The organism is Demequina ureilytica (assembly GCF_048553575.1).
In the GTDB taxonomy this organism is placed as follows: Bacteria; Actinomycetota; Actinomycetes; order Actinomycetales; family Demequinaceae; genus Demequina.
In genome coordinates, this window is sequence record NZ_JBLZIE010000001.1 from 704,255 (window position 1) to 718,085 (window position 13,831).

Here is a 13,831-nt window from a genome sequence, read left to right on the forward strand (position 1 = left end):
ACGCGGCACACGCCGCCCTGGCCAGCGCGGCCAGGCGATCGGCTGCGCGAACTCGTGCCGCTCGACGAGCAGCGAATATTCGCTGGTAGATCTCCGATGCACGGGAGGCTAGGGAATAGTGCCGGTGTGGGGAAGGTTGGGCATGGTGCAGGTGTCGCCCGGGGAGGGTCCCCGTCGCTTCGTGCGAGGAGCGGCATCGCCCACTCGGGAGGTGCAGTACCAATGGCTATCGGATCCGGCATTTTCCTGATCGCCCTCGGCGCGATCATGGCTTTCGCGCTCAACGAGAGCGTCGAGGCAGTCGATCTCCAGCTCGTAGGGATCATCCTCATGATCGCCGGCGCGATCGGCATCATCATTTCGCTCATCTTGAATCGCCAGCGTGCCAACACCACGCACCGCGAGGTAAGGGAGCAGCCCGTCGACGAGCACCGCCGCAACATCGACGGTCAGCCCTAACCCCGGACCAGACACCACGGGCCGCGACCGGCATGGTCGCGGCCCGCGGTGCGTCTGGAGCAGCCTGCCCGGACAGCCTAGGGCTGACCGCTGGCGTCCTCGATCTGCTGGGCGCGCAGCCTCAGCACCGCGTCCTCGCGGGAGTTGGACTGTGAGGGATAGGTGAACTCGAGTAGCGGCCGATGCCGGTGATAGGTCACCTCGAGGTTCCAGTAGCGCACTGACCACACCGTCGCGCCCAGCGCCACCGCAATCGCGGCGATCGCGCCTACCCCGATGGCCCAGCGGGGATTCGCGTCCCCGATCCACCCGACCAGCGGCGACCCGAACGGCGTGGAGCCCAGCAGGATCATCGAGTACAGCGCCATGACCCGGCCCCGCATGTGCGCCGAGGTGCTGGTCTGGATCGCCGCATTCGCCGACGTCAGCATGGTGAGCGCCGAGAATCCCACGGCGACCGAGGCGACGAGGTAGAGCTCGTACGATGGCATCAGCGCCATCGCGACGCTTGACACGCCGAACCCCAGCGCCGACCCGAAGATGAGTCGCAGTCTCACCTGGCTGCGTCTCGCGGCGAGCAGCGCACCCGCAAGGGAGCCGATCGCCAGCACCGAGCCCATCAGGCCGTAGTCCTCGGGACCGCGATCGAACTCGATGCGCGCCATCAGCGCGCTCGTCATCTGGAAGTTCAAGCCGAACGCTGCCACCACGGAGACCACGATCATCACCACAATCACGTCGGGGCGCCCCCGCACGTATCGGAGCCCCTCCTTGATCTGCCCGGGACTGCGCGGCGCCCGCTCCAGCGGCACGAGTTCGGACGCGCGCATGAGCAGCAGCGCCACGATGGTTGCGATGAACGTCAAACCGTTGACCACGAACACCCAGCCGATGCCGATCCATGCGACGGTCAGTCCCGCGATGCCGGGGCCGATCAGTCGCGCGGCGTTGAACGAGGCGCTGTTGAGCCCCACCGCGTTGGTCAGCCCGTCCGGTGGCACGAGCGATGCGACGAACGTCTGTCGCACCGGGACATCCAGCGCACTGACTATCCCTAGCCCGAAGGCGAACGCGTACACGTGCCACAGCTGGGCCTGGCCGAGCAGGACCAGGGCGCCCAGGCCGAGGCCGAGCATCGCAGCGGCGCCCTGAGTCGCGATCAGCAGCAGCCGCTGGTTCACCCGGTCGGCGAGCACCCCTGCCCACGGGCCCAAGATCAGGAACGGGAGGAACTGGAGCGCTGTCACGACGCCGACCGCCACCCCGGAGTCCTGAGTGAGGACCGTCAGCACGAGCCAGTCCTGCGCGACGCGCTGCATCCACGTGCCCACGTTGGACACCAGCGCACCCGCGAACCACAGGCGGTAGTTGACGTAGGCCAACGACGCGAACGTGCGGTTCATGGAAGGCGGCCGATGTGCGGGCGGGGCATGTCACTAACTTACGTCGGGCGGGGGCTCAGACGATCGTCAGCACTGGCTTCCCTGCGGCGTGCTCGGCGGGCACGGCCCTCATACGACCACCACGACCTTTCCCCGCGCGTGTCCCGACGCGACGCGCGACATCGCCTCCGAGCCGCGCGCGAGCGGTAGCACTGCGTCCACCAGCGGCGATAGCGTCCCGTCCGCCAGCGCACCCGCGATCTCGGCGAGGGCCGCCGTCGACGGCATGGACAGGAACGTGCGGTACCGCCGACGCAGCAGGAACCGCCGCGCGTTCGCCCGTAGGACCTTCATGAGCGGTCCGCCGTCGGCACCGGCCAGGCCGCTGTTGGGGAGCACCATTCCCGTGGGGCTCGTGAGGGCGTGGAGCTCCTCCATGGGCACCGCGCCCACGTTGTCGAAGATCACGTCGAACCACGCGGGCAGGTCGGTGACGGACTCGCGGGTGTAGTCCACCACCCCGTCCGCCCCGAGGGCGCGGACGGCATCGGCGTTGCGCCCCGAGCACACTCCGGTCACGTGGGCACCCGCATGCTTGGCGAGCTGCACCGCGAACGAGCCGATCCCTCCCGATGCCCCGATGACGAGCACGCGCTTGCCCGTCGCATCGGCCCCGGGCGCGATGCCCGCGGCGGCAAGCCCGTCGCGAGCCGCGAGGGCGGCCATAACCGAGGCCGCGGCATCCGCGGGCGTCACTGCGTCAGGTATCCGGGCGACGCGATCGTCCCGAGCGAGCGCGTACTCGGCGAGAGAGCCCGATCGAGCCTCGCCGAACACCCTGTCGCCCGCCCGCCAGTGCGTGACCTCGGCGCCAACGGCGACCACCGTGCCCGCCATGTCCGATCCCCGCACTCGCACTGTGGGCCGGGTGAGGCCGCCCGCGAGCCGCAGCACTCGCGGCTGGCCGCGCATCTTGAAGACGTCGGCCGGGTTGAGGGCGGCCGCCTCGACCTCGACCAGCACGTCCCGGGGTCCGGGGGACGGCACGGGGAGGGTGACCGGAGCGAGGGCGTCGGCCTCTCCATAGCGATCGTGCGCTATCGCGTTCATGGTGGACATTGCGGTCTTCATGATCATCTTTCTGAGTCGTGGTGAGAAGTTGAGGTGGGCGGGGGCCGCTGAGATGACACGCGGCCCCCGCCCGGGGACTCACGCGAGTGCCGGCTCGCGGTCGTCCTCTAGGACCGACGGTGCCGCAGATGGCTCCCCGGTCGGCTCATGGGTGATCCTGGGCAGCCACTCCAGCCACGCGGGCAGATACCAGTTGGCCTTGTCGAGCCAGACCATGGCGGCGGGCACCAGGAGCACACGGATGATGGTGGCGTCGATCAAGACGCCGAGGGCGAGACCGAACCCCCATTGCGACAGCTCGGGGATGCTGGCCGCCGCGAAGCCGCTGAACACCGCGACCATGATCAGCGCCGCCCCGGTGATGAGCGGACCGGTGCGGGTCACCCCTTCGATGACGGCCGCCTTGGTGTTGCCGTGTGCGTCGTAGTGCTCTTTCACACGGCTCAGCAGGAAGACGTGGTAGTCCATGGACAGCCCGAACACCAGCGCGAAGATCATCACCGGCATGTAGGGCGAGATCCCGTCCAGGTCTGGCAGTCCCAGCACACTGCCCCAACCCCACTGGTAGACCGCCACCAAGGCACCGAATGTGGCGAGCGTGCCGAGCAGGTTCATCACGATCGCCTTGAGGGGCAGCACCACAGAGCGGAACATCAGCAGCAGCAGCACAAAGCTGACGCCCAGGATGATCGCGACCGCCCACGGGGCGGCGGAGGTGAGCAGAGCCGCCTCGTCCATGACGTAGGCGCGCGTGCCGCCCACGCTCGCCTCTGCTCCAGTGCCCGCGAGCGCGGCGGGAATCAGCGTCTCGCGCAAGCGCTCGATCGCCTGCACCGCTTGCGCTTCACTCGCGTCGAACAGGTCGTGCGTGTCGATGAACGCGACGTCGCCACGCCAGTCCACGGTGGTGCCCTCGAAAGCCGAGTCCTCCTCGATCGCGCTCGCGAGCTCCCCCACCTGCGCCGATGCTGCTGCCGCGCCCTCGATCGACACGACGGTCTGAGTGTCCGTCCATCCGAAGTCCTCGACGTACACGTCGTTGGCGCGGTGCGCCACGAAGTCCTCGGGGAGCGAGTCCGGTCCAGGATTGGCGAAGGTCACTCCCAGCACTGGCGAGGCGATCAGGAGCAGCAGCCCCGCTCCCACCGCAGCGGCCCATGCCGGACGCTTCACGACGCGCGTGGCGAGACGTCGCCAGCGAGCCGACGCCATGCCCGGGTGGGCAGTCGGGACGCGCCCCTTGTTCACCCGGTGACCGACCAGGCGCAGCACTGCGGGCATCAGGAACAGCGTGGCCGCGACCGAGGCGAGGGCCACCGCCATGACGCCCACGCCGATGCCGAGGAAGGTGTTGAGCGGCACGACCAGCAGCCCGCCCAGGGCGACCACGACGGTGGCACCCGAGAACAGCACCGCACGGTTGGCGGTGGCGCCAGTGGTGGTGATGGCGTCCATCACGGAGGCGCCGCCTGCAAGCTCTTCGCGAAAGCGCTGAACCGTGAGCAGCGAGTAGTCGATGCCCAGCGCGAGGCCCAGCATCGCGATGAAGATCGTCATCGAGTCAGACATGGGCACTCCATTGGCGTCGAGCACGCGCGCTACGACGGCACCCGTGCCGGTCGCGGTGATGATCGACACGATCGCGACCAGCAGCGGCAGGCCGGCCGCCACCAGCGCGCCGAACACCACCACCAGGATCACGAGCGCGGCGATAAGGCCGAACACCTCGCTGCGTGCGAGCTCCTCAGCCGCGAGCTCCGAGAACGCGAGGTTCGACGACTCGCGCCCATAGACAAAGGTCTCGACGCCCTCGTGCTCAAGCGCCGCGACGGCGTCGACCGCCGCGGTGACCACCCCGGCATCGGCCGTGGTGTGGAAGGTGATCATCGCTGAGGCGCCGTTCTGCGCGACGGGAGCGCCCTCGACGGGCGCGGTGACCGCCGTGACTCCGTCGACGCCCTGCACCGCTGCAGCAGCGCTGGCGATCGCCGCGTCGAAGGGGGGTTCTCCAAAGCGGTGCGAGTCGGAGGTGATGATGACGGTTTCGGAGTAGACCTCTTGACCGTCGACCGTCTGGCGGAGCTGGGCGTCAAGCGCCTCCGCCTCGTTGGCCTCGGTGGTGACCAGGTTCTTCTGAATGGAGTTGACGTAGTTGCCGACGCTGCCGGCGAGAATCGCCGCCGCGACGAGGATGGTGAGCCACGCGCCGATGGTGAGCCAAGGCCGGCGCGCGGACGCACGGGCGATGCGCCCGGTGAGTCCGATCGATGTGGACATGTTCTTCTCCTGAGATAGGTGTGGTGGATTGATGAGCGCATCGGCGCCGGCACGAACGATGCGATCAGTGGTGATGCTTGTCTTCTGGGTGTGCTCAGTTTTTGGGTGAGCGGAGTAGAGGTCGGGTGCCTGTGGCAGCCGAACCGTGTGGGTGGGTGGGGGTTCTAGTCGGGCGCGTCTGGGTACTGGAAGACTTCATCGAGCGGCACGGAGAAGGCCCGCGCGATCTGGAAGGCCATCTCGAGGGACGGCGAGTACCGCCCCTGCTCGATGGCGATGACCGTCTGACGGGTGACGCCGATGCGCTCCGCCAGCTCGGCCTGGGTCAGTTCCCCGTGCGCAAACCGCAGTGCGCGGATGGAGTTGGTGACCTTGGTGTTGGTGACTCTGTCGGAGCGGCCCATCAGAAGCCCCTCCGGTACGCCCGGATCTTCACGAACGCCTCGACGAGAGCGCCCACGAAGCCGGACAGGAAGGCGGCGTTGCCGATCCAGAAGGTGTTCGCGTCGATCATCGCGAGCACGAGGACTGCGAGCATGCCGGTGGACACGACGGTGGCGGTGGCCCGGTTGCCCAGGCGCTCGATCTGCTTGTCTCGCTCGTCCGAGCCCAGCTCGAGTTCCGGGTTGCGGCCGCGCGCCGCGAGGCCGATCGCACTGCCGACGGCGGCGAGGATCGAGCCGACGATGGTGCCGCCGATGGAGATGCCGATGGCCCACAGCATCGGCACCACCCACGACACCTCGTCGATGGGCTGGCTGAGCGCGCGCGGAACCACCACGACGAAGTACGCCACCGAGGTGGCGACGAACACGACGAGGTAGACCCAGACCGCACGCTCCTCCATGGTCATGGGTGCGCGTTCGTCGTCCTCGGGCAGGCGTTGCTCGTGCGTGTTCATGCGCGCACTCCCTCGCGGTAGCCGGCGATCGTGACGCCTGCAGCGACGAGGGAGCCGAGGAAGGATCCGATGAACAGCACGTGGGCGACCCAGAAGTCGCTCGCCCCCTGGGTGAGCATGATGATCGCCGCCAGCACCGCGACGCCCGTCAGTCCCGCGCCCGCGGACTCGCCGTGCCTGAGAACCTCGGCGTCCCGCTCGTCCGTGACGCGTTGGCCGCGCACTCGCCACCGGGTGGCGCCGTAGATGACGGCGTAGAGGCCGCCGCCGACGATCATGGTCCACAGCAGCGGGCCCCGCCACGCGACCTCGGTGAACGGGAGCTCGTCCGTCGCGGCGCGGACGATCACGATCGCCCAGTACGCGGTGACGACGACGAGGCTCAGCGTGAGCCCCACGATGGTGTTGCGTTCCTCGAAGGTCATGGCGGTTACGCCCCCTTCGCGTACAGCACGGACTTGACGACCACTCCGAACACCGCTGCAATCGCGAACGCGATGAACAGGGCGTTGGTGATCCAGAACGGGTCAACCTCGAGCATGCCGAGCACCAGAGGGATGGCGGCGAGAGCGGAGAATACGACGAACGTGAGCGCGTCGCCGCGTCTCGTGACCTCGCGATCGCGCTCGTCAGTCACCTGGTTCTTGGGCCGGGCCCCGGATGCCATGCCCCGACCCACCGAGTGGATCAGGAACGATGCGCCGAGTGTCCACAGCAGAGCCGGAACGTAGTCGACGTCTGCGGCGGGGGTGCTGTCGAGTTGCACCGCCAGCCACACGACGTAGGCGGCCGTGGTGATCAACGCCGCGAAGCCGTACGCCCATTGGGTCTTCTGTTCGAAGGTCATGGCCATCTCCGGTGTTAAGAATGTTTGACATGATGAATGTAAGCCCCGCCTGACACCGTGTCAAGAGTTCTTGACATCTTCGCGCGGATCGCGCATGGGTGGTGGCAGTCTCCGCGAAACAGTGGCGTCATGTGGCCGCCGTAGGCTGGCCGTATGACCAGGGTCGACGAGGACACGCTGGCTGCTTGGATAGCGGCCGTCGCGCCCGAGGTGAGCGCGGCGTCCACGGGGCCGTCGTCGGTTCGCGCCCTCGTTGCCATTCTCGAAGTGGACCACCCCGACGGGGCCGCAAGGTTCGCCGCTCTCGCGGCGCGGATCGCGCCATCGGACGCCCTCGCCCACCAGAAGGACCCGGAGGTGCGGTGGCTGGCGCGCTTGGCAGCCCGAGTGCACCTCGCCGATTCGCGCGTGTGGCGGGACGTGAACTGGCGTCCAGCCCCGATGTCGGTTCCGGAGAGCTCCGACATCGCGGATGAGGTGCTGGCGGCAGTCGTCGGCCGCGACCGGCTGCGACCGCAGTACGACGCGATCGTGATTGGCTCAGGGGCAGGTGGTTCGGTCGCGGCTCAGGAGTATGCGGAGGCGGGCCTCAATGTTCTGGTCGTCGAGCGAGGCGGGGTGCCGCCCACGCACGAGCTCGCCCGCGATCACCTGCGCAACCCGCGAGCGGAGGCCGGCCTCGACGCTCTGACTGGACCGCCGTCGCCGGGCAACCCGCGGGTGCTCGCCGACGGCACGGTGGTCTCCGCAGCGGATCCGCGGTGGGGCAGCAACGCCATGACCCTCGGCGGCGGCACGCGGGTGTACGGAGGCCAGGCCTGGCGGTTCGCCCCTGAGGACTTCCTGATGGCCTCGACCTACGGCGTGCCGGACGGGAGTGCGCTCGCGGACTGGCCTGTGACGTACCAGGACATGGAGCGGTACTACGCGCACGCGGAGTTCGAGTGGGGGGTGTCCGGAGCGCCGGGAGACCCGGCGACGGAGGGTGCCCGCTCGAGTCCGTTCCCGCTGCCGCCGATGCCGCGCACGCATGGCGCGCATCGGCTGAAGGAAGGCGCCGATGCCCTGGGCTGGGAGACGCTGCCCGTGCCGCTGCTCGTCAACTCCGAGCCCTACCGCGGCCGCGCTGCGTGCGTGCGATGTTCGCAGTGCGTAGGATTCGCGTGCCCCGTGGGGGCCAAGGCGGGGGCTCAGAACACGACGCTCAGGCGTGCCGCGCGGACCGGACGCCTCACCATCGTGTGCGCTGCCCAGGCGGTCCACCTGACGGCGGACCGGACGGGGCGGGTGACCGGCGTGGTTCTGCGCGGCGCAGACGGCTCCGACCGCTGGGAGGAGGCTGTCGACGCCGAACAGATCGTGCTGGCGGCCGGCGCGGTCGAGACGGCGCGGCTGTTGCTGGCGAGCAGGCACCCTGGCGAGCCCGCTGGGGTGGGAAACAACTTCGACCAGGTGGGGCGACATCTGCAGGCCCATGTGTACGCGGGTGCGCTCGGCATCTTCGCGGATCAGGTCGAGGACGGCACCGGCCCGGGCCCAGAGATCGCCACCAACGACTTCCGGCACGGCAACCCGGACTTGGTGGGAGGCGGGATGCTGGCGAACGAGTTCGTGCCCACCCCCGGCTCGGCGCTCGGGTACCTGCAGGACGCGGGCCTGCTGCCGCACGCGGGGGACGGCATGATCGCCGGCCTGCGCGAACTGGCGCCGCGCATGCAGCGGGTGGTGGGCCCCGTCCAGGAGGTGACAACGGCCGAAGCGCGGGTCACGTTGGACTCGCGTGTGACCGATCACGCGGGGATGCCCGTCGCTCGGCTCGCGGGCGAGGTGCACGCCGAGGACTTGCGGGCCCAGCGGTTCCTCACCGAGCGTGCCGAGGAGTGGTTGCGGTCCGCAGGGGCCACCACCGTGGTGCCGATGGCGATGCGTGCCCCCGGCGACGGACCGAGTGTGGGCCAGCACCAGGCAGGCACGTGCCGCATGGGGACGGACCCCGCGACCTCCGTGCTCGACCCGTGGGGCCGCGTCTGGGGCCACACCAATGTGAGGGTGGTCGACGCTTCAGCGCACGTGACCAACGGCGGCGTGAACCCGGTGCTCACTGTCATCGCCAACGCGTACCGCATCATGGACGCCGCCGTCGGAGTCGGGGAATCGGACGATGCCTACGCCGAGTGACCGTCACACCGGAATCGGCCGCCGCCCTGGCGCGTTGGTCCGAGCATGACCGACACCACCGCACCTACGGACGCTGCCGCACCCACCGCGCTACGCATCGATACATGGGCGGACATCGTCTGCCCCTGGTGCTACGTGGGGGAGGCCCGCCTGCGCGCGGCCACTGCCGCTGGCGCCGTGCCGGTGGAGCTGGCGGTGCACGCATTCGAGCTCGACCCCTCTCACTCGCACCCTGAGCGCGTACTTGACATGCTCGCAAGGAAGTTTGGCGCGTCGCCCCAGGACGCCGCCGCGATGGACCGCCGGGTCGCGGACCTCGCTCGCGCGGAGGGACTGCCGTACTCGTCGGAACGCGTGACGGCGAACACCTTCGACGCCCACCGCCTGATCGCCGCCGCCGCGGCGGACGGCATCGGCCTTGAGGTGCGGGAGGCAATTCAGCGCGGACACTTCGCTGGCTCCGTGGACATTTCCGAGCCGGGCGCGCTCGTCGACGCCGCTGCATCGGCAGGCATGGATCGCGACCGGGCGGCACAGGTGCTGGCGGGCGAGGCCTACGCCGAGGGGGTGCGCGCGGACCAGGCTCAGGCGCGCGAGCTGGGCGCGACCGGCGTTCCCTTCACGGTGGTGGGGGGACGGCTCGCGATCCCCGGTTGCGTCGAGACGGCGCAGTACGCCGAGGCCATCGACCGCGTCGCCACGGGCCTGTCCGCGAACTGACGCACGCGGACCTGACTCGCCGCTATCTGTTGACACGCGCATCGACCGGTCGTAATCTACAACCAAATGGTTGTAGAAGTTGAGCCCACCGATGACGAGGTGGACCGGATCTTCCGGGCCCTCGCCGATTCCACGCGCCGCGACATCGTGCGCCGCAGCCTCGCAGGCGAGGCCTCGGTGACTGAGCTCGCACACGCGTATGAGATGTCCTTCGCGGCGGTCCAGAAGCACGTCGCGATCCTGGAGGGAGCCGGTCTGGTGACCAAGCATCCTCACGGCCGCGAGCGCAAGGTTCGCGGCAATCCTCAGGCGATCCGGCGTGCGCAGGCGCTGCTGGACGCTTACGAGCAGATCTGGCGCGCGCGCATCGGGCGGCTCGACGCCTTGCTCGCAGACACTCCCGAATAGCACTCAGCAGGAAGGATCCGCCATGCCAATCACCTCCGTCAACAAGGATCTCGACGCGCTCACGATGACCGTGATCGCCGACTTCGCCGCCACCCGCGAGCGCCTATGGGAGGCCTATACCGACCCCCGCCAGATCGAGAAATTCTGGGGTCCGGTCGACTGGCCGGCGACGTTCACCCGCCACGATGTCTTTCCGGGCGGGTGGTCGCACTACGTCATGACCGGGCCCGACGGCGAGAGGTCCGGCGGCTTCTGGGAGTTCCTCGCCGTCGATCCCGGATACTCCTTCGAGGTGCGGGACGGCTTCGCCGACGATTCCGGCAACGAGAACACCGACATGCCGTCGATGCGGATGACGTTCCAGTTCGAGGAGACCGGCGAAGGCTCCCGGCTCATCACCACCACGTTCTTCCCCTCCCTCGACGCTCTCGAAGAACTGATCGGCATGGGCATGGAGGAGGGCATGACCTCCGCCATGAGCCAGATCGACGATGTCCTGGCGGACCTCGAGTCTTTCGCGGTCGGCCGGGCGGCCGAGGCTCAGATCCTCTCCGACACCCAGGTGCGCGTGTCCCGCGTGATCCGCGGCAGCGTCGAGCAGGTGTGGAGCGCTCACCACGAGCCAGAACTCATGAAGAGGTGGCTGCTGGGTCCGGATGGCTGGACCATGCCGGTATGCGAGGTCGCCACGTCGGTGGGCGAGACCTATCGCTACGAGTGGGAGGACGGACACGGCGAGGGCCGGTTCGGCTTCACGGGCGAGTTGCTGGCAACCGACCCCCCGTTTCGCGAGGTGACCACAGAGTCGATGATCGGCGTCGAAGGGGAGCCCAGCGTGAACGAACTGACGCTCACGCCCGTCGAAGGCAACACGCTGCTGACGCTGGTCATCACCTACCCGAACACGCAGGTGCGCGACATGGTGCTCGCGACCGGCATGACGGACGGGATGGAGACCAGTTACGCCCGGCTCGAAGAAGAGGTGCTGGTGTGAGCGAGGCGGGCCCCCACCGGGTGGTGGCGCCGCAAGTGCAGCGCGGCGTGAGAGCAGGGCAAGGCCACGCGAGTGCCGTCGTGGCCTACGCGAAGCCGAAGCTCGCCTAGAGCGCGCCGTAGACGAAGAACAGCGCGTAGGCGAAGGCGCCCGTCGCAACGCACGCCGCGACCACGGCCTTCCAGTCGCGCAGTTTCGTGATCGAGAGCCACGCCAGCACGCTGACGCCGACGGCGACCGCCGCCCACCAGTACGCAACGGGGGTGGTGTCGGAGACGCGGATCAAGCCGTGTGCTGCTTCCCCGATCGCCACTCCCGGGAACACCGCCGCGGCGACCGCACGCATCTGCCAAGAACTCGAGTTGCGTAGCGTCCACACCGCAAAGCCCATCGCTGCGCCCGCGATGACTCCAGCCGTGCACCAGAGGATGACCCACGCCATGCTCACGCCGAATCCCCTCAGGTCGGAGGTGGCGAAGTAACCGACCATCGCGAGCGGACCCGCCAGAGCGCCGAGCAGCGCGTGGGCCCACGCTGACCTCGCGGCCAGGGAAACTGCCGCTGCGAGGGCGACGACTGGCGCCGCAGAGTTGAAAAGAGGGGCGAGCACCTCGGGTGAGAAGGTCTGGCCGAAGGACATCACTACGCCTGCGATGAGCGCGGCGGCGGGGCCGAGGATTACACGGGTGGGCACGGCGAAAGTATAGGTCTGCGGTTATGGTGGTGATGGCCATCGAATCCAGCCCGGGAGACGCACACGACATGAAGATCTAGGTTCGCCAGACGCTTAAGTCTGGCTACGCGCACGCACGCAACCCAGACGCATTGCGAGAACCTATGTCTTTCCTGTCCTTCTCCCACCTCACCTTTCAATGGCCCGACGGCGCGCCGGTGCTTGCCGGCGCGAGCGGCTCGGTGAGCAGCGGCCTCACCGCCATCGTCGGCGCCAACGGATCCGGCAAGTCCACCCTGTTACGCCTGCTGGCGGGCGAGCTGTCGCCGGGCTCGGGCGTCGTCTCCATCTCCGGAACGCGTGCCTACGTCCCCCAGGACGTCGCCCTCGAGGCCGATGCGCGGGCGGACGCGGTCATGGGGCTCACCTCAGTGCGTGCGGCCCTTCGCTCCATCGAGCATGGCTCGACCGACCCGGTTCACTACGACACAGTCGGCGACCATTGGGATGTCGAAGAGAGCGCGGCAGCTACCCTGGCAGTGCTGGGGCTGCCGGCCGATACCCTTGACCGCACCGTCGGCGAGCTCTCGGGGGGCGAAGTCACTCTCCTGGCCCTCGCATCGGCCGTGCACTCGCGACCGGACGTGCTGGTACTGGACGAGCCGACCAACAACCTCGACGCCGAGGCGACCGAGAGGGTGATCGACGCACTCGCGAGTCGCCGCGGGGCGACCCTCATCGTCAGCCACGATCGGGCGCTGCTGGCCCGTGTCGACGCGATCGGGGAGCTGCGCCGCGGAAGCCTCCGGTGGTTCGGGGGCAACGTCGATGCGTACGAGGCCGCGCTCGAAGCCGAGCGCTTTGGGGCCGAGGCCGATCTCCGCAGTGCACGCGCGCAGATGGCGCGCCAGCACCGCGAGCTGCGCACTCAGGTCGAGGGCGCGGGCAGGCGACAGCGCGAGGGAGCGCGCAAGGCCAAGCAGGCGGGGCTGCCGGCCATTGTCGCGGGAGCCCAGAAGCGGTCATCGCAGGAGTCACAGGCGCGCGCGACCAAGGTGCACGAGGAGAGGCTGGGGGCCGCCCGGACGCGCCTGGACAAGGCAGCCGATGCCGCCGCCCAGGACAAGGAGATTCGTGTCGAGTTGGCGGAGACCGACGTGCCGGCTCGGCGCGACGTCGCGCGCTTCGACTCGTGCGTGCTCCCGACCGGGACCAGAGTGGACGCATCTGTGCAAGGCCCCGAGCGCATCGTGCTCGCCGGGCGCAACGGGAGCGGCAAGACCACCCTGCTGCGCACGCTCCTGGGTGAGGTGGCGCCGTCAGCCGGGACCGCATCGGCGCTGGTGCCCGTGGGCTACCTGCCGCAGCGGCTGGACGTGCTCGATCCGCAGGCGTCGGTGGTGGACAACGTGCGCACCCGGGCGCGGGGCGCGACTCCACACGAGGTGCGGGAAGCGCTGGCTCGGTTTCTGTTTCGCGGAGCAGCCGGGGACGCCGTCGCGGACACCCTGTCCGGCGGCGAGCGGCTGCGTGCGGTGCTCGCGTGCACCCTGCTCGCGAGGCCGGCGCCGCAACTGCTGCTGCTCGACGAACCCACCAACAACCTCGACTTCGCCTCGAGACGCCACCTGCTCGAGGCGCTTGGCGACTTCAGGGGTGCCCTCATCATCGTGAGTCACGACGCGCAATTCGTGCAGGCGCTCGACCCGACCCGCGAGTGGCGACTCGAGGATGACTTCCTCGACACCCCCCTGTAGGAAGGTTCTGTACACGGAATGCCGTCGCAGGGCGTGCTGTAGGAAGAACTCGTCCACGGCAGCTCGGGCTCCGAGCTTGCCCGGCCACCACGGTCGGGACCAGA

General features: G+C 69.0%; 14 protein-coding genes. 6 read left to right on the forward strand and 8 right to left on the reverse strand.

The features are described 5' to 3' along the window. Positions 1-222: 222 nt before the first annotated feature. The gene (locus ACNI3K_RS03125) at positions 223-459 is read left to right on the forward strand and encodes a DUF6458 family protein (RefSeq protein ID WP_419390394.1); all 237 of its coding nucleotides are present in this window, start codon (positions 223-225) and stop codon (positions 457-459) included. 77 nt (positions 460-536) lie between these two features. Here ACNI3K_RS03125 and ACNI3K_RS03130 read toward each other — a convergent pair whose 3' ends face one another. The 7 genes from ACNI3K_RS03130 to ACNI3K_RS03160 all read right to left on the reverse strand — a co-directional run bounded on the left by ACNI3K_RS03130 (position 537) and on the right by ACNI3K_RS03160 (position 6,997). Beyond that, on the reverse strand, positions 537-1,862 hold the full coding sequence (locus tag ACNI3K_RS03130) for an MFS transporter (RefSeq protein ID WP_419390395.1): 1,326 nt from the start codon (positions 1,860-1,862) through the stop codon (positions 537-539). Between the two features lie 108 nt (positions 1,863-1,970). Further along, positions 1,971-2,972, reverse strand: coding sequence for an NAD(P)-dependent alcohol dehydrogenase (locus ACNI3K_RS03135; RefSeq protein WP_419390396.1), 1,002 nt, complete (start codon positions 2,970-2,972; stop codon positions 1,971-1,973). A gap of 78 nt (positions 2,973-3,050) precedes the next feature. Next, positions 3,051-5,249, reverse strand: a complete 2,199-nt coding sequence (locus tag ACNI3K_RS03140) for an MMPL family transporter (RefSeq protein WP_419390397.1) — start codon at positions 5,247-5,249, stop codon at positions 3,051-3,053. A gap of 164 nt (positions 5,250-5,413) precedes the next feature. Then, positions 5,414-5,653, reverse strand: a complete 240-nt coding sequence (locus tag ACNI3K_RS03145; protein ID WP_419390398.1) for a helix-turn-helix transcriptional regulator — start codon at positions 5,651-5,653, stop codon at positions 5,414-5,416. Beyond that, on the reverse strand, positions 5,653-6,150 hold the full coding sequence (locus ACNI3K_RS03150; RefSeq protein ID WP_419390399.1) for a hypothetical protein: 498 nt from the start codon (positions 6,148-6,150) through the stop codon (positions 5,653-5,655). Before ACNI3K_RS03150 ends, ACNI3K_RS03145 begins: the two co-directional genes overlap by 1 nt. Beyond that, positions 6,147-6,575 (reverse strand): hypothetical protein, encoded by a 429-nt coding sequence (locus ACNI3K_RS03155; protein ID WP_419390400.1) that lies wholly within the window; start codon positions 6,573-6,575, stop codon positions 6,147-6,149. The genes ACNI3K_RS03150 and ACNI3K_RS03155 overlap by 4 nt, the downstream gene beginning before the upstream one ends. 5 nt (positions 6,576-6,580) lie before the next feature. Further along, complete coding sequence (locus tag ACNI3K_RS03160; protein WP_419390401.1) at positions 6,581-6,997, reverse strand: hypothetical protein; 417 nt, start codon at positions 6,995-6,997, stop codon at positions 6,581-6,583. Positions 6,998-7,150: 153 nt separating this feature from the next. Here ACNI3K_RS03160 and ACNI3K_RS03165 point away from each other — a divergent pair, with 153 nt between their 5' ends. The 4 genes from ACNI3K_RS03165 (at position 7,151) to ACNI3K_RS03180 (ending at position 11,297) form a co-directional block, all read left to right on the forward strand. Continuing rightward, positions 7,151-9,175: a GMC family oxidoreductase gene (locus ACNI3K_RS03165; RefSeq protein WP_419390402.1), complete on the forward strand. Its 2,025-nt coding sequence runs from the start codon at positions 7,151-7,153 to the stop codon at positions 9,173-9,175. Between the two features lie 45 nt (positions 9,176-9,220). Continuing rightward, on the forward strand, positions 9,221-9,895 hold the full coding sequence (locus tag ACNI3K_RS03170; RefSeq protein WP_419390403.1) for a DsbA family oxidoreductase: 675 nt from the start codon (positions 9,221-9,223) through the stop codon (positions 9,893-9,895). A gap of 66 nt (positions 9,896-9,961) precedes the next feature. Then, positions 9,962-10,303, forward strand: a complete 342-nt coding sequence (locus ACNI3K_RS03175; protein WP_419390404.1) for an ArsR/SmtB family transcription factor — start codon at positions 9,962-9,964, stop codon at positions 10,301-10,303. A gap of 22 nt (positions 10,304-10,325) precedes the next feature. After that, the gene (locus ACNI3K_RS03180; RefSeq protein WP_419390405.1) at positions 10,326-11,297 is read left to right on the forward strand and encodes an SRPBCC family protein; all 972 of its coding nucleotides are present in this window, start codon (positions 10,326-10,328) and stop codon (positions 11,295-11,297) included. Positions 11,298-11,403: 106 nt separating this feature from the next. Here the strand turns inward: ACNI3K_RS03180 and ACNI3K_RS03185 are convergent, their stop codons facing one another. Continuing rightward, positions 11,404-11,991, reverse strand: coding sequence for a DUF6518 family protein (locus tag ACNI3K_RS03185; protein ID WP_419390406.1), 588 nt, complete (start codon positions 11,989-11,991; stop codon positions 11,404-11,406). Positions 11,992-12,134: 143 nt separating this feature from the next. Between ACNI3K_RS03185 and ACNI3K_RS03190 the strand changes: the two genes are divergently transcribed. Then, on the forward strand, positions 12,135-13,727 hold the full coding sequence (locus ACNI3K_RS03190) for an ABC-F family ATP-binding cassette domain-containing protein (RefSeq protein WP_419390407.1): 1,593 nt from the start codon (positions 12,135-12,137) through the stop codon (positions 13,725-13,727). Positions 13,728-13,831 lie beyond the last annotated feature (104 nt).

Coding starts and splice junctions, on each gene's coding strand:
- ACNI3K_RS03165 (WP_419390402.1), top strand. CDS start 7,151: ATGACCAGGGTCGACGAGGACACGCTGGCTGCTTGGATAGCGGCCGTC.
- ACNI3K_RS03180 (WP_419390405.1), top strand. CDS start 10,326: ATGCCAATCACCTCCGTCAACAAGGATCTCGACGCGCTCACGATGACC.
- ACNI3K_RS03175 (WP_419390404.1), top strand. CDS start 9,962: ATGGTTGTAGAAGTTGAGCCCACCGATGACGAGGTGGACCGGATCTTC.
- ACNI3K_RS03160 (WP_419390401.1), bottom strand. CDS start 6,997: ATGACCTTCGAACAGAAGACCCAATGGGCGTACGGCTTCGCGGCGTTG.
- ACNI3K_RS03170 (WP_419390403.1), top strand. CDS start 9,221: ATGACCGACACCACCGCACCTACGGACGCTGCCGCACCCACCGCGCTA.
- ACNI3K_RS03130 (WP_419390395.1), bottom strand. CDS start 1,862: ATGAACCGCACGTTCGCGTCGTTGGCCTACGTCAACTACCGCCTGTGG.
- ACNI3K_RS03135 (WP_419390396.1), bottom strand. CDS start 2,972: ATGAAGACCGCAATGTCCACCATGAACGCGATAGCGCACGATCGCTAT.
- ACNI3K_RS03145 (WP_419390398.1), bottom strand. CDS start 5,653: ATGGGCCGCTCCGACAGAGTCACCAACACCAAGGTCACCAACTCCATC.
- ACNI3K_RS03190 (WP_419390407.1), top strand. CDS start 12,135: ATGTCTTTCCTGTCCTTCTCCCACCTCACCTTTCAATGGCCCGACGGC.
- ACNI3K_RS03155 (WP_419390400.1), bottom strand. CDS start 6,575: ATGACCTTCGAGGAACGCAACACCATCGTGGGGCTCACGCTGAGCCTC.
- ACNI3K_RS03125 (WP_419390394.1), top strand. CDS start 223: ATGGCTATCGGATCCGGCATTTTCCTGATCGCCCTCGGCGCGATCATG.
- ACNI3K_RS03140 (WP_419390397.1), bottom strand. CDS start 5,249: ATGTCCACATCGATCGGACTCACCGGGCGCATCGCCCGTGCGTCCGCG.
- ACNI3K_RS03150 (WP_419390399.1), bottom strand. CDS start 6,150: ATGAACACGCACGAGCAACGCCTGCCCGAGGACGACGAACGCGCACCC.